The organism is Streptomyces sp. NRRL WC-3605, assembly GCF_001509795.1.
Classification (GTDB): domain Bacteria; phylum Actinomycetota; class Actinomycetes; order Streptomycetales; family Streptomycetaceae; genus Streptomyces; species Streptomyces viridochromogenes.
Genome location: NZ_LLZN01000065.1, coordinates 45682 through 63277, shown reverse-complemented (window position 1 = coordinate 63277; position 17596 = coordinate 45682). Strand labels below are relative to the sequence as shown.

The window sequence follows — 17596 nt, the reverse complement described above, 5'->3', positions numbered from 1 at the left end:
TCCGACTCTATCAGATCTTTCCGATCCGATTTCCTCGGTGCTTTCCAGGTTCCCGCTTCCGCGTTTCCCTTTCCGGCGGTTCCGACTTTATCAGAAGTTCTGAGTCGGATTTCCCGCCCCCTGCGGGGCGCTCCGGGCACATGAAGTGGCCGGGTTCCCCTCGGGCGGAGCCGTAAACGTACTGGAGCGGGGCGCCCCGATGCAAATCGAGGCGCCCCGCTCCTGAGTCACGCGGCCGTGGGCCGACGGGTCGTCAGACCTCCACGACCACCGGCAGGATCATCGGCCGGCGCCGGTAGGTGTCCGAGACCCACTTGCCGAGGGTCCGGCGCACCAGTTGCTGCATCTGGTGCGGTTCGACCACACCGTCCTGGGCCGAGCGTTCCAGGGACTCGGTGATCCTCGGGATCACGTCCGCGAAGGCCGAGTCCTCGATACCGGAGCCGCGGGCCTGGATGTGCGGGCCACCCGTGATCTTGCCGGTGGAGGAGTCCACCACCACGAAGACCGAGATGATGCCCTCGTCGCCGAGGATCTTGCGGTCCTTCAGAGCCGGCTCACCCACGTCACCGACGGAGAGGCCGTCGACGTAGACGTATCCGGCCTGGACCTTGCCCGAGATCTTGGCCTTGCCCTCGACGAGGTCGACGACGACGCCGTCCTCGGCGATGACGATGCGGTCGTGCGGAACTCCGGTCAGGGCGCCCAGCTCGGCGTTGGCGCGCAGGTGGCGCCATTCGCCGTGGACCGGCATCAGGTTCTTCGGGCGGCAGATGTTGTAGAAGTACAGCAGCTCGCCGGCCGAGGCGTGGCCCGAGACGTGGACCTTGGCGTTGCCCTTGTGGACGACGTTGGCGCCCCAGCGGGTCAGGCCGTTGATCACGCGGTAGACCGCGTTCTCATTGCCCGGGATGAGCGACGACGCCAGGATCACGGTGTCGCCCTGGACGACCCGGATCTGGTGGTCGCGGTTGGCCATCCGGGAGAGCGCGGCCATCGGTTCGCCCTGGGAACCCGTACAGACGAGGACCACTTCGCTGTCCGGGAGGTCGTCGAGCGTCTTGACGTCGACGACCAGGCCCGGCGGGACCTTCAGGTAGCCGAGGTCGCGGGCGATGCCCATGTTGCGGACCATCGAGCGGCCGACGAAGGCGACCCGGCGGCCGTACTCATGGGCGGCGTCCAGGATCTGCTGGATGCGGTGGACGTGACTGGCGAAGCTGGCCACGATCACGCGCTTGCGGGCGCCCGCGAAGACCTGGCGCAGGACGTTGGAGATGTCCCGCTCGTGCGGGGTGAAGCCCGGCACCTCCGCGTTCGTGGAGTCGGAGAGGAGAAGGTCGATGCCTTCTTCGCTCAGACGTGCGAAGGCGTGCAGGTCGGTCAGCCGGTTGTCCAGCGGGAGCTGGTCCATCTTGAAGTCGCCCGTGTGGACCACCATGCCCGCGGGGGTGCGGATGGCCACGGCGAGGGCGTCCGGGATGGAGTGGTTGACCGCGACGAACTCGCAGTCGAAGGGGCCGATGCGCTCGCGGTTCCCCTCGGACACCTCGAGGGTGTACGGGCGGATGCGGTGCTCCTGGAGCTTGGCCTCGATGAGGGCCAGGGTCAGCTTGGAGCCGATCAGCGGGATGTCCGGCTTCTCGCGCAGCAGGAAGGGGACACCGCCGATGTGGTCCTCGTGGCCGTGCGTGAGGACGATGCCCTCGATGTCGTCGAGGCGGTCCCTGATGGACGAGAAGTCCGGCAGGATCAGGTCGATTCCGGGCTGCTCCTCCTCGGGGAAGAGCACTCCGCAGTCGACGATCAGCAGGCGGCCGCCGTACTCGAAGACGGTCATGTTCCGGCCGATCTCGCCGAGGCCGCCGAGCGGGGTGACCCGCAGGCCGCCTTCGGGGAGCGGCGGGGGCGGGGCCAGTTCAGGATGCGGATGACTCAAAAGACTCTCCTCACCACACGCGCCACGTACCGGTTGGGCACGTGGCGCGCATGACGTTCGTGCAGAAGCAGTTGTCGTTGTGGGGTGCAGGCACCGGTGGCCTGCCTATTCAGTTGTGAAGTCAGGTGCGCGGCTCGCGCGCGAAGTCTGTGTTTAGAGCTGTACCCCGCCGGCGGCAAGATCGATCTTGAGCTGCTCGATCTCCTCGGGGGAGCACTCCACCATGGGGGCCCGCAGCGGTCCCGCGGGCAGGCCCTGGAGGGTGAGTGCCGCCTTGGTGGTCATGACGCCCTGCGTGCGGAACATGCCGGTGTAGACCGGGAGCAGCTTCTGGTGGATCTCGGTGGCCTTCTGCACGTCACCGGAGGTGTACGCCTCGATGAGCGCGCGCAGGTCCGGGGTGACGACGTGGCCGACGACGGAGACGAAGCCGACGGCGCCCACGGAGAGCAGCGGCAGGTTCAGCATGTCGTCGCCGGAGTACCAGGCGAGGCCGGAGCGGGCGATGGTCCAGCTGGCGCGGCCGAGGTCGCCCTTGGCGTCCTTGTTGGCCACGATGCGCGGGTGCTCGGCGAGCCGGACGATCGTCTCGGTGCTGATCGGGACACCGCTGCGGCCGGGGATGTCGTAGAGCATGACGGGCAGGCCGGTGCTGTCGGCGATGGCCTTGAAGTGCCGGTACAGGCCCTCCTGCGGGGGCTTGTTGTAGTACGGCGTGACGACCAGCAGGCCGTGAGCGCCCACCTGCTCCGCGTCGTGGGCGAGCTCCAGGCTGTGCCGGGTGTCGTTGGTGCCGACCCCGGCCACCACGTGCGCCCGGTCGCCGACGGCCTCCAGCACGGCGCGTACGAGGTCCTTTTTCTCCGCGTTGCTCGTGGTGGGCGACTCACCGGTGGTGCCGTTGATGATCAGGCCGTCATTGCCTGCGTCCACCAGGTGCGTGGCGAGCCGCTGCGCGCCGTCGAGATCGAGTACGCCGTCCGCCGTGAAGGGCGTGATCATGGCGGTGAGGACCCGCCCGAAGGGGGTCTGCGGAGTCGAGGTCGGAGCCATGGGTTACACGCTACTCGTTGCGCACGGCCGGGTCTGCCCTCGGGGGGTGCGGCAAAGTCAGGACAAATAAGGAGCCCGGCACTGCCTGCTCGGGGGTTCAAGCAGTGCCGGGTCCGTTTGATCAGGCTAGATGAACTTCTCTAAATGCCGCAATACGGACACTTCGCGAGGCTGACGCCGCGCTGCCGTACCGACCGCTTCGGGGCGGTCGTGTTACGGCGCCACCCGGCCGTTCGCGTTGAAGGCGGCGTACGTGAGCGGCATGAGCCTGGCCCACTCCTCCTCCATGCGCTCCCCGACCATCTCGATCTCGCGCTGCGGGAAGGACGGGACCTTGGCCAGCTCGTGCTGGGTGCGCAGGCCCAGGAAGTGCATCAGCGAGCGTGCGTTGCACGTGGCGTACATCGAGGAGAACAGGCCGACCGGGAGGACCGAGCGGGCGACCTCGCGGGCGACGCCGGCGGCCAGCATCTCCTGGTACGCCTCGTACGCCTGCCGGTAGGAGTCCTCCATGACGCGGCCGACGAGCTCCTGCTGGGCCTGGGTGCCCTCCACGAAGACGTACTTGCCGGGGCGGCCCTCCTGCACGAGCTTGCGGGACTCGTCCGGGACGTAGAAGACGGGCTGGAGCTCCCGGTAGCGGCCGCTCTCCTCGTTGTACGACCAGCCCACGCGGTGCCGCATGAACTCGCGGAAGACGAAGATCGGGGCGCTGATGAAGAAGGTCATCGAGTTGTGCTCGAAGGGGCTGCCGTGCCGGTCCCGCATCAGGTAGTTGATCAGGCCCTTGGAGCGCTCCGGGTCCTTCTTCAGCTCGTCCAGGGACTGCTCGCCGGCGGTGGAGACACGGGCGGCCCACAGCACGTCGGAGTCGGCCGCGCTGTGCTTGACCAGCTCCACGGTGACATCGCTGCGGAAGCTGGGTTTGAGGTCGGCGGCGGGGGTGTCGGTCACGGCGGGGGAGGTCCTTCCATCACGGCTTCGGGCGGCGCCCACTCTACGGCCCGGCTCTGACAACGGGGCGATCGGTGCCGGGTCGCGACATACGCCGGCGAATTTCTGTGAATTCGGTGAAACCGGGCACCGATTGGGGCATTCGTTCGTCTGTCCTGATGACGATCACCCCTACGCATCCCGAGAGGAGACGACTCCCCATGCTTCGCCGGCGCGAGCCCGTTCCCTTCGCCTTCGTCGCCGAGGCCGACCGGTTCCGCAGCAATGTCACTCCCCCACCCCGTGAGCGGCCCACCCTGGGGCAACTGGCAGGCCGCGCCCTGCTCGGTCTCACCCTCGTCGCCGGTCTCGTCGGCTCCCTGGTGATCGGCACGCCGGCCCTGTCGACCGACACCCACTCCGGCACCCAGCAGTCGCAGGCGTCCGACTGGCGCTGACCCCTTCGGACCCCCAAGGGTGGTGAGTGCTCATCCGTCTCGGTAGCCTCACCGGGCACAGCCCATGCATGGATTGAGTGAGGACCAGCCGTGCCCCTGCCCTTCCTGACGGCCGACCGCGCGTTCGAGGCAGCCGACGACGTCGCGCTGCCCTTCGACGACCACGAGCGCTGGCGGCGGCCCTACCGTCCCGGGCCGTGGCGGGTGGGCGCGGCAGCGCTCTGGCTGCTGCTCGCCTCCTACGTGCTGTTCGCCGCGGTCGTCATCGCCCTGACCGGCACCATGACCGCGGCCGCCACCGTGTTCGGCATGGCGCTCGTCATCATCGGCGGGGCGCTGCGTCTGCTGCGCATCGGCGTGTGGGTGAGCTCCCAGGGCCTGCGCCACGTCCGGTTCCTCACCACACGCACGGTGCCCTGGCAGCAGGTGGCCACCGTGCGGACGGTGCAGCAGCCGGTGCGCTGGCTGGGGCTTCCCCGGACCGTGCAGGGGCAGGCGCTGCTCCTCGTACGCCAGGGGCGGGGGGCGGCGGACGACATGCCGGTGCTGATGACCACGCACAGCGCGGACTTCCTCGCCCGTCTCGCCGCGTTCGACCGGGCCACCGACGCCGTCGAGGCGTGGGCCGCGGAGAACGCGCGCGGCTGAACCGGAGCGCGCGTGAGGGGCCGGTCCACGGTGGTGGGCCGGCCCCTCACGCATGCGGGTCAGGCGTCGACGGTCCTGCCGTCGTGCAGGGCGATGGCGCGCTGCATGGCCTTGCGGGCCCGCGGGGTGTCACGGGCGTCGTGGTAGGCGACGGCGAGGCGGAACCAGCTGCGCCAGTCGTCGGGGGCGGCCTCGGTCTCGGCCTTGCGCCGGGTGAAGACCTCGTCGGCGGAGTCGCGGTCGATACGGCCGCTGGGGGTGCGCCGCAGCTCGTCGGGGGGCAGGCCGCCCTCGGCGTCGAGCTCGGCGGCCAGGGCGTTGGCCCGGCGGACGAACTGGGTGTTCTTCCACAGGAACCAGACGCCGATGACCGGCAAGATCAGCACGGCCACTCCGAAGGTGACCGTGATGACGGTGCCGGACTGGATGAGCATGACGCCCCGGCTGCCGACCAGGACGAAGTAGACGACCAGGACGGCGGCCGTCACGGCGTAGGAGATCTTCGCGCGCATCAGTGGGTCTCGTGTCAGCTCAGGTCGAGGAAGTGCTCCAGGCCGAAGGTCAGGCCCGGAGTGGTCACCACCCGCCGCGCGCCGAGCAGGATGCCCGGCATGAAGCTGCTGTGGTGCAGGGAGTCGTGGCGGACGGTGAGGGTCTCGCCCTCGCCGCCGAGGAGGACCTCCTGGTGGGCGAGCAGGCCGCGCAGCCGGACCGCGTGGACCGGGATCCCGTCGACGCTGGCGCCGCGGGCGCCCTCCAGGGCCGTCTCCGTGGCGTCCGGGGCCGGTGCCGTGCCCGCCGCCCGGCGTGCCTCGGCGATGAGCTGAGCGGTGCGGGTGGCGGTCCCGGAGGGGGCGTCGACCTTCTTCGGGTGGTGCAGTTCGACGACCTCGACGGACTCGAAGTACGGCGCGGCGATCTGCGCGAACCTCATCGTCAGGACGGCGCCGATGGAGAAGTTCGGCGCGATGAGCACACCCGTCTTCGGGGAGGCGTCGAGCCAGCCGCGGAGCTGCGCGAGACGGTCGTCGGTCCAGCCGGTCGTGCCGACGACGGCGTGGATGCGGTGGCCGACGCAGTACTCCAGGTTGGCCATCACCGAGTCCGGCGTGGTCAGTTCGACCGCGACCTGGGCACCCGTCTCCGCCAGGGTCTCCAGCTGGTCGCCCCGGCTCAGGGCGGCGACCAGCTCCATGTCCTCGGCGGCCTCGACCGCCCGTACCGCCTCGGAGCCGATCCGGCCCTTGGCGCCGAGGACCGCCACGCGCAGCTTGCTCATCTCTTGTGCTTCCTTCAACCGGGGATGGTCAGGCGACGGCGTCGTGCAGCCGGGCCGCCTGCTTGTCCTTGAGCGGACCGATGACCGACAGCGAGGGCCGCACGCCCAGGATGTCGCGGGCGACCGCGCGCACGTCGTCGGGGGTCACGGCAGCGATGTGGGACAGCATGTCGTCGACGGACATCTGCTCCCCCCAGCACAGCTCGCTCTTGCCGATACGGTTCATCAGCGCGCCGGTGTCCTCCAGGCCGAGGACCGTGGAGCCGCGGAGCTGGCCGATGGCGCGGTCGATCTCGTCGTCGGACAGGCCGTGCTCGGCGACCTGGTCGAGCTCGTCCCGGCAGATCTTCAGCACGTCGTGGACCTGCGAGGGCCGGCAGCCGGCGTACACCCCGAAGAGGCCGCAGTCGGCGAAGCCGGACGTGTACGAGTACACGCTGTAGGCCAGGCCGCGCTTCTCGCGGACCTCCTGGAAGAGCCGGGAGGACATGCCGCCGCCGAGGGCGGTGTTGAGGACGCCGAGCGCCCAACGGCGTTCGTCTGTGCGGGCCAGGCCGGGCATGCCGAGGACGACGTGCGCCTGCTCGGTCTTGCGGCCGATCAGGTCGACGCGGCCGGCCGCCCGGATGCTGCGCCGTCCGTCGCGCGGGGCGATGGGGGCGGCCGCCGGGTCCTTGAAGGCGCCCGCCTTCTCGAAGGCGGCGCGGACCTGCCGGACGACCTTCTGGTGGTCGACGTTGCCCGCGGCGGCCACGACCAGGTGCGTCGGGTCGTAGTGCTTCTTGTAGAAGCGGCGGATGCGGTCGGCGGTGAGCGCGTTGACGGTGTCGACGGTGCCGAGGACGGGGCGGCCGAGGGGGTTGTCGCCGAACATGGTGTGCGCGAACAGGTCGTGCACGCAGTCGCCCGGGTCGTCCTCGGTCATGGCGATCTCCTCGAGGATGGCGCCGCGCTCGACGTCGACGTCCTCCTCGCGGATCAGCGAGCCGGTCAGCATGTCGCAGACGACGTCGATGGCGAGCGGCAGGTCGGTGTCGAGCACGCGCGCGTAGTAGCACGTGTACTCCTTCGCCGTGAAGGCGTTCATCTCGCCGCCCACCGCGTCGACCGCGGCGGAGATGTCCAGGGCGGACCGGCGGGCGGTGCCCTTGAACAGCAGGTGTTCCAGGTAGTGCGTGGCGCCGTTCAGCGCGGGCGTCTCGTCGCGGGAGCCGACGTGCGCCCAGATGCCGAAGGTCGCCGAGCGGACCGAGGGCAGGGTCTCGGTGACGATGCGCAGACCGCCGGGGAGGGTGGTCTTGCGGACCGTGCCGATGCCGTTCCGTCCCTTGATCAGGGTTTGGGTACGGGCGACGGCCCGCGCCTCCGAGGAGGTGCGGGCCGTCGTCGTGGAGCTACTGGACGTCACTTGTCGGCGTCGTCCTTCTTGTCGGCGGAGTCCTCTTCGCCCTCGATCACGGGGACGAGGGAGAGCTTCCCGCGGGAGTCGATCTCGGCGATCTCGACCTGGACCTTCTGGCCCACGCCGAGGACGTCCTCGACGTTCTCCACGCGCTTGCCACCGGCGAGCTTGCGGATCTGCGAGATGTGCAGCAGACCGTCCTTGCCGGGCAGCAGCGAGACGAACGCGCCGAAGGTCGTCGTCTTCACGACGGTGCCCAGGTAGCGCTCGCCGACCTCCGGCATGGTCGGGTTGGCGATGCCGTTGATCGTGGCGCGGGCGGCCTCGGCGGCCGGGCCGTCGGCGGCACCGATGTAGATGGTGCCGTCGTCCTCGATCGTGATCTCGGCGCCGGTGTCCTCCTGGATCTGGTTGATCATCTTGCCCTTGGGGCCGATGACCTCACCGATCTTGTCGACCGGGATCTTCACGGTGATGATCCGCGGCGCGTTCGGGGACATCTCGTCCGGCGTGTCGATCGCTTCCATCATCACGTCGAGGATGTGGAGGCGGGCGTCACGGGCCTGCTTCAGGGCCGCGGCCAGGACGGAGGCCGGGATGCCGTCCAGCTTGGTGTCGAGCTGGAGGGCGGTCACGAACTCCTTGGTGCCGGCGACCTTGAAGTCCATGTCGCCGAAGGCGTCCTCCGCACCGAGGATGTCGGTGAGGGTGACGTAGTGCGTCTCGCCCTCGATCTCCTGGGAGATCAGGCCCATGGCGATACCGGCGACGGGGGCCTTCAGCGGCACACCGGCGTTCAGCAGCGACATGGTGGAGGCGCAGACCGAGCCCATGGACGTCGAGCCGTTGGAGCTCAGCGCCTCGGAGACCTGGCGGATCGCGTAGGGGAACTCCTCGCGGGTCGGCAGGACCGGGACCAGGGCGCGCTCGGCGAGGGCGCCGTGGCCGATCTCGCGGCGCTTCGGGGAGCCGACGCGGCCGGTCTCGCCGGTGGAGTACGGCGGGAAGTTGTAGTTGTGCATGTAGCGCTTGCGGGTCACCGGGGAGAGGGTGTCCAGCTGCTGCTCCATGCGGAGCATGTTGAGGGTGGTGACGCCCAGGATCTGGGTCTCGCCACGCTCGAACACCGCGGAGCCGTGCACGCGCGGGATGGCCTCGACCTCGGCGGCGAGCGTACGGATGTCCGTGACGCCGCGGCCGTCGATGCGCTTCTTCTCCTTGATCACGCGCTCGCGGACGAGCTGCTTGGTCAGGGAGCGGTACGCGGCGGAGATCTCCTTCTCGCGGCCCTCGAACTCCGGGAGGAGCTTCTCGGCGGCGAGCGCCTTGACGCGGTCCAGCTCGGCCTCGCGCTCCTGCTTGCCGGCGATGGTCAGCGCGGAGGCGAGCTCCGGGCGGACGGCGGCGGAGAGCGCCTCCAGGACGTCGTCCTGGTAGTCGAGGAAGATCGGGAACTCGCCGGTCGGCTTGGCGGCCTTCGCGGCGAGGTCGGCCTGGGCCTTGCACAGGACCTTGATGAAGGGCTTCGCGGCCTCGAGACCGGCGGCGACGACCTCCTCGGTCGGCGCCTCGGCACCGCCCTTGACCAGCTGGATGGTCTTGTCGGTGGCCTCGGCCTCGACCATCATGATCGCGACGTCGCCGTCCTCCAGGGTGCGGCCCGCGACGACCATGTCGAAGACGGCGTCCTCGAGCTCGGTGTGCGTGGGGAAGGCGACCCACTGGCCGTTGATCAGCGCGACGCGGACGCCGCCGATCGGGCCGGAGAAGGGCAGGCCGGCCAGCTGCGTCGACGCGGACGCGGCGTTGATCGCCACGACGTCGTACAGGTGGTCGGGGTTGAGCGCCATGATCGTGGCGACGACCTGGATCTCGTTGCGCAGGCCCTTCTTGAAGGAGGGGCGCAGCGGGCGGTCGATCAGGCGGCAGGTGAGGATGGCGTCCTCGGAGGGACGGCCCTCACGGCGGAAGAAGCTGCCGGGGATCTTGCCGGCCGCGTACATCCGCTCCTCGACGTCCACCGTGAGGGGGAAGAAGTCGAGCTGGTCCTTGGGGTTCTTGGAGGCGGTGGTGGCCGACAGCACCATGGTGTCGTCGTCCAGGTACGCCACGGCGGAACCGGCGGCCTGCTTGGCCAGCCGGCCCGTCTCGAAGCGGATGGTGCGGGTGCCGAAGGAGCCGTTGTCGATGACGGCCTCGGCGTAGTGGGTCTCGTTCTCCACTAGCGTTTTCTCCGTTACTTGTCGTCTTTTGTCCGCCGGCTGCCCGTGTGGCAGGGGGACGGTGGCGGAGAAGCGCTCGGTGCGGGCCGGTCTTCGATCGAAGCACCCGGGGATCGCTTCCCCCCGGGGGCCACTACCGAGGACCGGCGGCGGCTAGGCGCGCTTCTCCTCGTGCCGTGGACCACATCGTTCCGTGTTCCACGTCATGCGTTGTGCTACCACACTACAAAGCGTGAGTGACAGTCCGCATGTTTCCGCACGTGCGGGCGGTTTCCGCATGTACGGCAAAGGGAGCGGCCCCCGAGTCGTCGGGAACCGCTCCCCTCATGGCGTCCTACTTGGCGCCCGCCGCACCGCGGCGGATGCCGAGGCGGTCGACCAGCGTACGGAAGCGCTGGATGTCCTTCTTGGCCAGGTACTGCAGAAGGCGGCGACGCTGACCGACCAGGATCAGCAGACCACGACGGGAGTGGTGGTCGTGCTTGTGGGTCTTGAGGTGCTCGGTCAGGTCGGAGATCCGACGGGAGAGCATGGCGACCTGGACCTCGGGGGAGCCGGTGTCGCCCTCCTTCTGGCCGAACTCGCTGATGATCTGCTTCTTCGTAGCGGCGTCGAGCGGCACGCGTACTCCTTGGGTGTCTTCTGTTGCCACCGAGTGCCCCTGGTCTGCATCTCAGGGGAGCTTCCGTGACTCGGGAGGCGGGGATCCGCTGGGCGCAGCCCCCAGGTGGACCGGGGGCGCGTACACAAACGGCCGTCACACAGCGTACCAGCCCCGAGGCACGCCCCCGGACGGGGCCCTCCCCGGCAGCGACCGGGTCAGAATCCGCCGCGGACCTCGGCGTACACGTCGAGGACGGCCAGGCAGATCGGCACCAGGGAGAGCAGCACCAGCGAGTCGGCGAGGTCCAGCATGCGGCCCCAGAAGGGCGACAGCCCCTTCTGCGGCACGATCAGGGCGATCGCGATGAGCAGGAGGACGCCCGCGCCGACGGAGGCTCCGAGCCAGAGGGTGCGTACGTCGACCGGTCCGGAGTTGCCCTGGAGCAGGTCCATGATGATGTCGGCCGGCGGAGAGATCGCGAGGCCGAGGACCAGCAGGGCGAGGGTGACGACGCCGGCCACGAACAGGCACGTCACCTGCGCGGTATAGCGGAAGAGCCGGGCGCGCAGCATCGCGGCCAGGCCGGTGCACAGGGCGAGCAGCTGGGCCCAGCCGCTGTCGCTGAAGCCGAGCACGGCGCCGGCGGAGCCGACGATGACCGCGGCGCATCCGCCGACCAGGCCGAGCAGGAGCTCGTGGCCGCGGCTGGTCTGGGCGACGATGCGCTGGACGTCGACGGCCTCCAGGTCCCCGTCGCGGCCCTCGCGGCGGGCGCGGGCCAGGTCCTCGGGGTTGCGGAAGCCGATGGGGAGCTTGGCGAAGCGGGCCGACCAGCCGGGCAGGAAGCCGACGACGGCCAGGGCGACGACGGCGGTGCCGGCGGCGATCTCGCGGGGCTCGGCCTCGGTGAGCACCCCGCAGAACACGGCGAGCGTGCCGATCGCGGAGGCGAGCGCGGCGGCCACGAACGGGGCGTCGCCCTGCGGCAGCAGCATGATCAGGACGACGGAGACGAGGAGCACGGCGACGCAGCCGACCAGGAACTGGATGCGTCCGGGGCCCTCCCCCGCGTCCTGCGGGATGGCGCCGGAGCCGGCGATCAGCGCGTGCGGCAGTGCCGAGATGCCGAGGGCGACGGCGGAGCCCCGGTCGTCGTAGACACGGGCGCGGACACCGGCGAGGGCGGTCAGGGCGATCGCGGTGACACCGGCGAGGATGCCCTGCAGTCCGTGCATGTCGTGCCGGACCGGGTCGGCGAACCAGAACACGAAACCGAGCATGACCAGCAGCAGGGACCCGGCGACGAGGCCGGCGAGCCGCATCAGGTTGTCGTTCCAGCTGCGCAGGTCCTGCTTGACGGCGGCGGCGATGGCGTCCACCACGTCGTCGTGCACGGCCGGCGGCAGCGAGTCCGCGAAGGTGCGCAGCAGCAGCACCTCGCCGTCCCTGACCCGGTGCTCCAGCAACGAACGGCTGGCGTCGAGCACCTGTCCCTCACGGGTGACGAGGTGGTAACCCGAGGGGCTGGTGTCCGACTGGACCAGGCCCGAGAGCCTCACGATCTCGGGAAAGAGGTCCTGGATCGGCAGGTCCTCGGGCAGCGCGACGTCGACACGGCTGTCCGGTGCTGCGATGGTGATTCGGCAGAAACCTGTCGAAGTCCCCGTGCTCACCTGGTGTTCCCCCTGCTAGACAAGGCTTCTTCGCGTCGCTCGTACGACGCGGTTGGCCACCCTATCCGTTGTGGCACCCGCCTCAGGGGGGACCTCCCGCATTCCTCCCAGGACCTGCGCCGCATCTCCATCCTCCTGGCTCCCTGGGGCCCTTCCGGCATCAGTAGGATCGACGCCTACGCGAACGGCGCCTACGCGAACAGAACGTCGCGGTACACGGGGGCGTCAATGCCAGGACGTATCAATCGCGAAGGATGAGTGCATCGGTGAGCGTCGTCATCATCAAGCGACCACCGCGGACAGTGCCCCCGGCCGTCCCGGACGGCGAGGTCAAACTCGAGACGCCGCCCGAGATTCCGCGCGAGGGCGACGAGAGCATGCTGATGAACCTGCTGCCCATGATGGGCATGCTGGGTTCGGTCGGCTTCTTCTTCATGCCCAACCTGCCCTCGTACATGAGGGTGGTCGGTGGTCTGATGCTGGCCTCGACGGTGGCCATGGCCATAGCCCAGTTCGCCAAGTCGCGGCAGGGCGGCGGCGCGGGCATGGCGCAGGACCGGCGTGACTACTTCCGCTATCTGGAGCAGGTCCGCAAGGACGTGCACAAGACCGCCGAACTCCAGCGGCAGAGCCAGCTGTTCCAGCATCCGGACCCGGAGCAGCTGTGGGCGGTGGCGGCGGACAGCAGGCGGCTGTGGGAGCGGCGCCCGACCGACGGCGACTTCGCCTCCGTGCGCATCGGCCGCGGCGTGCAGCAGCTCAACACCCCGCTGGTGGCGCCCGAGACGGCGCCCAAGGAGGAGCTGGAGCCGCTGACGGCGGCCGCCATGAAGGCGTTCCTCGACGCGCACGGCAGCCTGTCCGACCTGCCCGTCGCGATCTCGCTGCGCGCCTTCTACCACGTGACGATCTGCGGCGAGACGGAGACGGTCTACGGCAACGCCCGCGCGGCCCTGTCCCAACTGGCCACGCTGCACTCCCCCGAGGACCTGATGATCGCCGTCGTGGCGCATCCGTCCTCGGCGGAGGAGTGGGACTGGATCAAGTGGCTGCCGCACAGCCAGCACCCGAAGGTGAAGGACGGCGCCGGCTCGACCCGGCTCCTCTTCGACGACCTCGGCGAGCTGGAGGAGTCGCTGGCGGACCAGTTGGACGACCGGCCGCGCTGGAACCGCGAGGCGAACCCCGTCTACGACCAGCCGCACCTGATCGTCGTCCTGGACGGCGGCACCGTGCCCCCGGACTCCGAGCTGGCCAGCAGCGAGGGCTTGCAGGGCGTCACCTTCCTGGAGATCGCCCCCGGCGAGCTGGAGGAGGAGCTGCGGGCCGGCCTCACGGCGTACGTGAAGCCGCAGCGGATGCGGCTGTTCGTCGGCCACGAGTCCGCGTACAGCGGCCGACCGGACGTCCTCAACGTGGCGCAGGCCGAGTCCCTGGCCCGCCAGCTCGCCCCGTTCCGGGTGGGCTCGGCGGAGGAGGGCGAACCGCTGCTGTCCAACCTGGACTTCACCGACCTGATGGGCATCGGCGACGCCGGCACGGTCGACGTCTCCCGCACCTGGCGGCCGCGCACCCTGCACGAGCGGCTGCGCGTGCCGATCGGCGTCGGCGAGAACGGCGAACCGGTCATGCTCGACCTCAAGGAGGCCTCCCAGGAGGGCATGGGCCCGCACGGCCTGTGCGTCGGCGCCACCGGTTCCGGCAAGTCCGAGGTGCTGCGCACGCTGGTGCTCGGTCTCGCGGTCACGCACTCCTCGGAGACGCTGAACTTCATCCTCGCGGACTTCAAGGGTGGCGCGACCTTCGCCGGCATGGCGGACATGCCGCACACCGCGGCCGTCATCACCAACCTGGCGGACGACCTCACCCTGGTCGACCGTATGCGCGACTCGATCATGGGTGAGACGCAGCGCCGCCAGGAGCTGCTGCGCTCGGCGGGCAACTACGCCAACCTGCACGACTACGAGAAGGCCCGGGCCGCGGGCGCCGCGCTGGAGCCGCTGGCCTCTCTGGTGATCGTGCTCGACGAGTTCTCCGAACTCCTCACCGCCAAGCCCGACTTCATCGACATGTTCATCCAGATCGGCCGTATCGGCCGGTCGCTGGGCATCCACCTGCTGCTGGCCTCGCAGCGCCTGGAGGAGGGCAAGCTGCGCGGTCTGGACACCTACCTGTCGTACCGGATCGGTCTGCGGACGTTCTCCGCCGCCGAGTCCCGTACGGCGATCGGTGTGCCCGACGCCTACCACCTGCCGTCGATCCCTGGCTCCGGCTACCTGCGCTACGACACCGACACGATGGTCCGCTTCAAGGCCGCGTACGTGTCCGGGCCGTACCACGGCGAGGGCCCGTCGCGGGTGAGCCGTTCGACGCAGCTGCGGCCCGCGCTGTTCACGGCGGAGCAGGTGGCGCTGCCCCCGCAGCCCGTCGTGGAGGAGCCGGAGCCCGAGAACCGCGTCGACGACGCGCTGGCCGACACCGTCCTCGACGTCCTCGTCGGCCGCATGGTCAACCAGGGACCGCCCGCCCACCAGGTGTGGCTGCCGCCGCTGGAGGAGGCGCCGTCGCTGGAGCAGCTGCTCCCGCAGCTCGCCGTCACCCAGGACCGCGGTCTGACCGCACCGGACTACACGGCCCTGGGCCGGCTGAACGTACCGGTCGGCCTCGTCGACAAGCCGTTCGAGCAGCGGCGTGACGTGCTGTACCGGGACTTCTCCGGCGGTGCCGGTCACGGTCTGTTCGTGGGTGGCCCGCAGTCCGGCAAGTCGACCCTGCTGCGCACGCTGATCTCGTCGTTCGCCCTCACCCACACACCGTCCGAAGTGCAGTTCTACTGCCTGGACTTCGGTGGTGGCGGTCTGATCTCGATGGAGGAGCTGGCGCACGTCGGCGGCGTCGCCAACCGTCTGGACGCCGAGAAGGTGCGCCGCACGGTCAGCGAGGTCGAGGGCATCCTCAACGCCCGCGAGGAGTACTTCCGCACCAACAACGTCGACTCGATCACCACCTACCGGCAGCGCCGGGCGGCGGGGCAGCTGCCCGACCAGCCCTGGGGCGACGTGTTCCTGGTCGTCGACGGCTGGGCCACCTTCAAGACGGACTACGAGCAGCTGGAGGCGTCCGTCACCGAGATCGCGACACGCGGCCTCGGCTTCGGCGTGCACGTCATCCTCACCGCCAGCCGCTACACCGAGGTCCGGCCCGCGCTCAAGGACATGCTCCAGAACCGCATCGAGCTGCGGCTCGGCGACCCCACCGAGTCCGAGATCGACCGCAAGGTCGCGCAGAACGTCCCGGCGACCGTGCCGGGCCGCGGTCTGACCCAGGACAAGCTGCACTTCATGGCGGGTCTGCCGCGCGTCGACGGCTCCTCGGAGACGGAGGACCTGTCCGAGGCCACGTCCATCCTGATCCGCGGCATCAACGACAACTGGCAGGGCAGCCACGCCCCGGCGGTGCGCCTGCTGCCCACGATGATGCCGGCGGACCGGCTGCCGAAGGGCTTCGAGCACCCGGACCGCGGTGTCGCCATCGGTATCGACGAGTCCTCGCTGTCGCCGGTCTTCGTCGACTTCGAGACCGACCCGCTGTTCATCGTGTTCGGTGAGAGCGAGTCCGGTAAGTCGGCGATGCTGCGGCTGCTCATCAAGCAGATCACCGAGCGGTACACGCCGGAGCAGGCGAAGATCGTCATGGGTGACTACCGTCGCGCCCACCTGGAGGGCGTGCCCGAGTCGCACCTGTCGCGCTACTGCGCGGCGGCGCCGGCCCTGAGCGAGACGCTGGAGGGCCTGGCCGGTTCGATGCACCGCCGGATGCCCGGCCCGGACGTCACGCCCGAGCAGCTGCGCAACCGCAGCTGGTACAACAGCCCGGACGCGTTCGTCATCGTCGACGACTACGACCTGGTGGCGACCGGCGTGAACCCGCTGGCTCCGCTGCTCGAGTACCTGCCGTTCGCGCGTGACATCGGTCTGCGCGTGATCATCGCGCGGGCGTCGGGCGGTGCCAGCCGGTCGCTGTACGAGCCGGTGATGCAGCGGATGCGGGAGCTCGGCGCCCAGGGTGTCGTGCTCTCCGGCGACCGGTCCGAGGGCGCGCTCCTCGGCAACATCACGGCGACGCAGTTGCCGCCGGGGCGTGGGTACTTCCACACCCGCAGGCGTGGGGGGCAGCTCATCCAGACGGGGTGGCTGCCGAACCGGTTCTGAGCGCTGTCGGCTTTTGTGTGTGGGGCGGTACCCGAGGAGGGTGCCGCCCCTCCGGCGTCCAGGGGATGTCGCGGGGCTGTCCCGGGCCGGCCCGGGGCTGGGTCCGCGGCTGGTGCCCCGGTTATGGTGGCGGTGGGACAGAGATGCCGAGCCACGGGGGGCAGTTGTGTCATCGGACTACATGGACTCCGATCCCGCGGTCCTCAAGAGCGAGGGCTACACGATGTTCAGCGCCGGCGCGGACTTCGCCAAGGCCGTGAAGGCGCTCCAGACGGGTCTGACCGCGCTGGAGAAGGGCGACACCCCGCCCTGGGGCGACGACGACATCGGCGAGAAGTTCGGCGTCGTCTACGAGGGCCTGCGCGACGGCATGTACGAGTCGATGGGCAGCCTGGCGGAACGCATCGCCGGCATGGGCGTCGCCTTCACCAAGATGGGTCTGGCCCACGAGCAGAACGAGGCCGAGCAGGACGCCATCTGGCGCGACACGATGGCCGACTACGACGGGCAGGTCAAGGTGCCGTCGGGGGTGGCGCAGGGGCAGCTGCACACGCGGCCGTCGAACTGAGCCTGCGCCCATCGGTCTTCGCGGCACACCACTCGTCCGCTGTTCGCGGCCCACCATTCGTCCGCTGTTCGTGGCACACCACCCGCCCGGGGGACGAGTGCGCGACCGCCATGTGGGGGACTCCTGGCGTCAGTAGGGTGAGAGCCGTACGTCGTTCGCACGTCAGGAAGAGGCCCAGCGGCATGACCGAGGCACGCAACAACGAGGCCGGGACCGCGGCCGAGGACACCAAGGCGCGCAAGGAGCGGGAGCGGGACGAGCTGTACGCCCTCGACATCTCCGGCGTCGAGTGGCACTGCGCGCCCGGCACCGAGCAGGACGAGGAGCGCGTGGAGATCGCGTACCTGCCGAACGGCGCGGTCGCCATGCGGTCCTCCCTGGACCCCGGCACGGTGCTGCGCTACACCGAGGCGGAGTGGCAGGCGTTCGTCCTGGGCGCACGCGACGGCGAGTTCGACCTGGAGCCGGCGCCGGGCGAGTAGCGGGTCCGGGCTGGGGCGCGGGGTGCTCCTGTCCGTACGCCCCCACCGTCGTGTTCGTTCGCTGCCCGGCGCCTAAGATCGGGACCGTAACGATTGCGTCCGTGACGGCGGAGGACGGGGACCC

General features: G+C 69.9%; 14 protein-coding genes. 5 read left to right on the top strand and 9 right to left on the bottom strand.

Annotated features, from left to right (window positions below):
• Positions 1-253: 253 nt before the first annotated feature.
• The 3 genes from ADL34_RS21755 to thyX all read right to left on the bottom strand — a co-directional run bounded on the left by ADL34_RS21755 (position 254) and on the right by thyX (position 3946).
• Positions 254-1939 carry a ribonuclease J gene (locus tag ADL34_RS21755; RefSeq protein WP_062669175.1) on the bottom strand — a complete coding sequence of 562 codons (1686 nt, stop codon included), beginning with the start codon at positions 1937-1939 and terminating at the stop codon, positions 254-256.
• 153 nt (positions 1940-2092) lie between these two features.
• Complete coding sequence (gene dapA / locus ADL34_RS21750) at positions 2093-2992, bottom strand: 4-hydroxy-tetrahydrodipicolinate synthase (protein WP_062669176.1); 900 nt, start codon at positions 2990-2992, stop codon at positions 2093-2095.
• A 213-nt stretch (positions 2993-3205) separates the two neighbouring features.
• Positions 3206-3946 carry an FAD-dependent thymidylate synthase gene (thyX, locus tag ADL34_RS21745; RefSeq protein WP_062669177.1) on the bottom strand — a complete coding sequence of 247 codons (741 nt, stop codon included), beginning with the start codon at positions 3944-3946 and terminating at the stop codon, positions 3206-3208.
• 200 nt (positions 3947-4146) lie between these two features.
• Between thyX and ADL34_RS21740 the strand changes: the two genes are divergently transcribed.
• Positions 4147-4383 carry a hypothetical protein gene (locus ADL34_RS21740; protein ID WP_062669178.1) on the top strand — a complete coding sequence of 79 codons (237 nt, stop codon included), beginning with the start codon at positions 4147-4149 and terminating at the stop codon, positions 4381-4383.
• 90 nt (positions 4384-4473) lie between these two features.
• Positions 4474-5031 (top strand): hypothetical protein, encoded by a 558-nt coding sequence (locus tag ADL34_RS21735; protein WP_062669179.1) that lies wholly within the window; start codon positions 4474-4476, stop codon positions 5029-5031.
• Positions 5032-5090: 59 nt separating this feature from the next.
• On the opposite strand, the gene ADL34_RS21730 is transcribed toward ADL34_RS21735, so the two are convergent.
• From ADL34_RS21730 to eccD, 6 genes are all read right to left on the bottom strand, one after another.
• A complete protein-coding gene (locus tag ADL34_RS21730) occupies positions 5091-5543 on the bottom strand; it encodes a tetratricopeptide repeat protein (RefSeq protein WP_062669180.1) in 453 nt (150 codons plus the stop codon).
• Positions 5544-5557: 14 nt separating this feature from the next.
• Positions 5558-6310 carry a 4-hydroxy-tetrahydrodipicolinate reductase gene (dapB, locus tag ADL34_RS21725; RefSeq protein ID WP_062669181.1) on the bottom strand — a complete coding sequence of 251 codons (753 nt, stop codon included), beginning with the start codon at positions 6308-6310 and terminating at the stop codon, positions 5558-5560.
• 28 nt (positions 6311-6338) lie between these two features.
• Entirely contained in the window at positions 6339-7718 is a 1380-nt protein-coding gene (locus tag ADL34_RS21720; protein ID WP_062669182.1) for a M16 family metallopeptidase, read from the bottom strand.
• The gene (locus ADL34_RS21715) at positions 7715-9934 is read right to left on the bottom strand and encodes a polyribonucleotide nucleotidyltransferase (protein WP_062669183.1); all 2220 of its coding nucleotides are present in this window, start codon (positions 9932-9934) and stop codon (positions 7715-7717) included. Before ADL34_RS21715 ends, ADL34_RS21720 begins: the two co-directional genes overlap by 4 nt.
• A gap of 334 nt (positions 9935-10268) precedes the next feature.
• Positions 10269-10556 carry a 30S ribosomal protein S15 gene (gene rpsO, locus ADL34_RS21710; RefSeq protein WP_030046008.1) on the bottom strand — a complete coding sequence of 96 codons (288 nt, stop codon included), beginning with the start codon at positions 10554-10556 and terminating at the stop codon, positions 10269-10271.
• 197 nt (positions 10557-10753) lie between these two features.
• Positions 10754-12211: a type VII secretion integral membrane protein EccD gene (eccD, locus tag ADL34_RS21705; protein ID WP_079034258.1), complete on the bottom strand. Its 1458-nt coding sequence runs from the start codon at positions 12209-12211 to the stop codon at positions 10754-10756.
• Positions 12212-12477: 266 nt separating this feature from the next.
• Between eccD and eccCa the strand changes: the two genes are divergently transcribed.
• The 3 genes from eccCa (at position 12478) to ADL34_RS21690 (ending at position 17472) form a co-directional block, all read left to right on the top strand.
• Positions 12478-16422: a type VII secretion protein EccCa gene (eccCa, locus tag ADL34_RS21700; protein ID WP_062669184.1), complete on the top strand. Its 3945-nt coding sequence runs from the start codon at positions 12478-12480 to the stop codon at positions 16420-16422.
• A gap of 181 nt (positions 16423-16603) precedes the next feature.
• Positions 16604-16990, top strand: a complete 387-nt coding sequence (locus ADL34_RS21695; RefSeq protein WP_062669185.1) for a hypothetical protein — start codon at positions 16604-16606, stop codon at positions 16988-16990.
• A 182-nt stretch (positions 16991-17172) separates the two neighbouring features.
• Positions 17173-17472, top strand: coding sequence for a DUF397 domain-containing protein (locus ADL34_RS21690; protein ID WP_062669186.1), 300 nt, complete (start codon positions 17173-17175; stop codon positions 17470-17472).
• Positions 17473-17596 lie beyond the last annotated feature (124 nt).

Bases quoted from the DNA above. Each gene is read 5' to 3' on its own strand.
- dapA (WP_062669176.1), bottom strand. From the start codon at position 2,992: ATGGCTCCGACCTCGACTCCGCAGACCCCCTTCGGGCGGGTCCTCACC.
- ADL34_RS21740 (WP_062669178.1), top strand. From the start codon at position 4,147: ATGCTTCGCCGGCGCGAGCCCGTTCCCTTCGCCTTCGTCGCCGAGGCC.
- ADL34_RS21730 (WP_062669180.1), bottom strand. From the start codon at position 5,543: ATGCGCGCGAAGATCTCCTACGCCGTGACGGCCGCCGTCCTGGTCGTC.
- dapB (WP_062669181.1), bottom strand. From the start codon at position 6,310: ATGAGCAAGCTGCGCGTGGCGGTCCTCGGCGCCAAGGGCCGGATCGGC.
- ADL34_RS21695 (WP_062669185.1), top strand. From the start codon at position 16,604: ATGGACTCCGATCCCGCGGTCCTCAAGAGCGAGGGCTACACGATGTTC.
- ADL34_RS21690 (WP_062669186.1), top strand. From the start codon at position 17,173: ATGACCGAGGCACGCAACAACGAGGCCGGGACCGCGGCCGAGGACACC.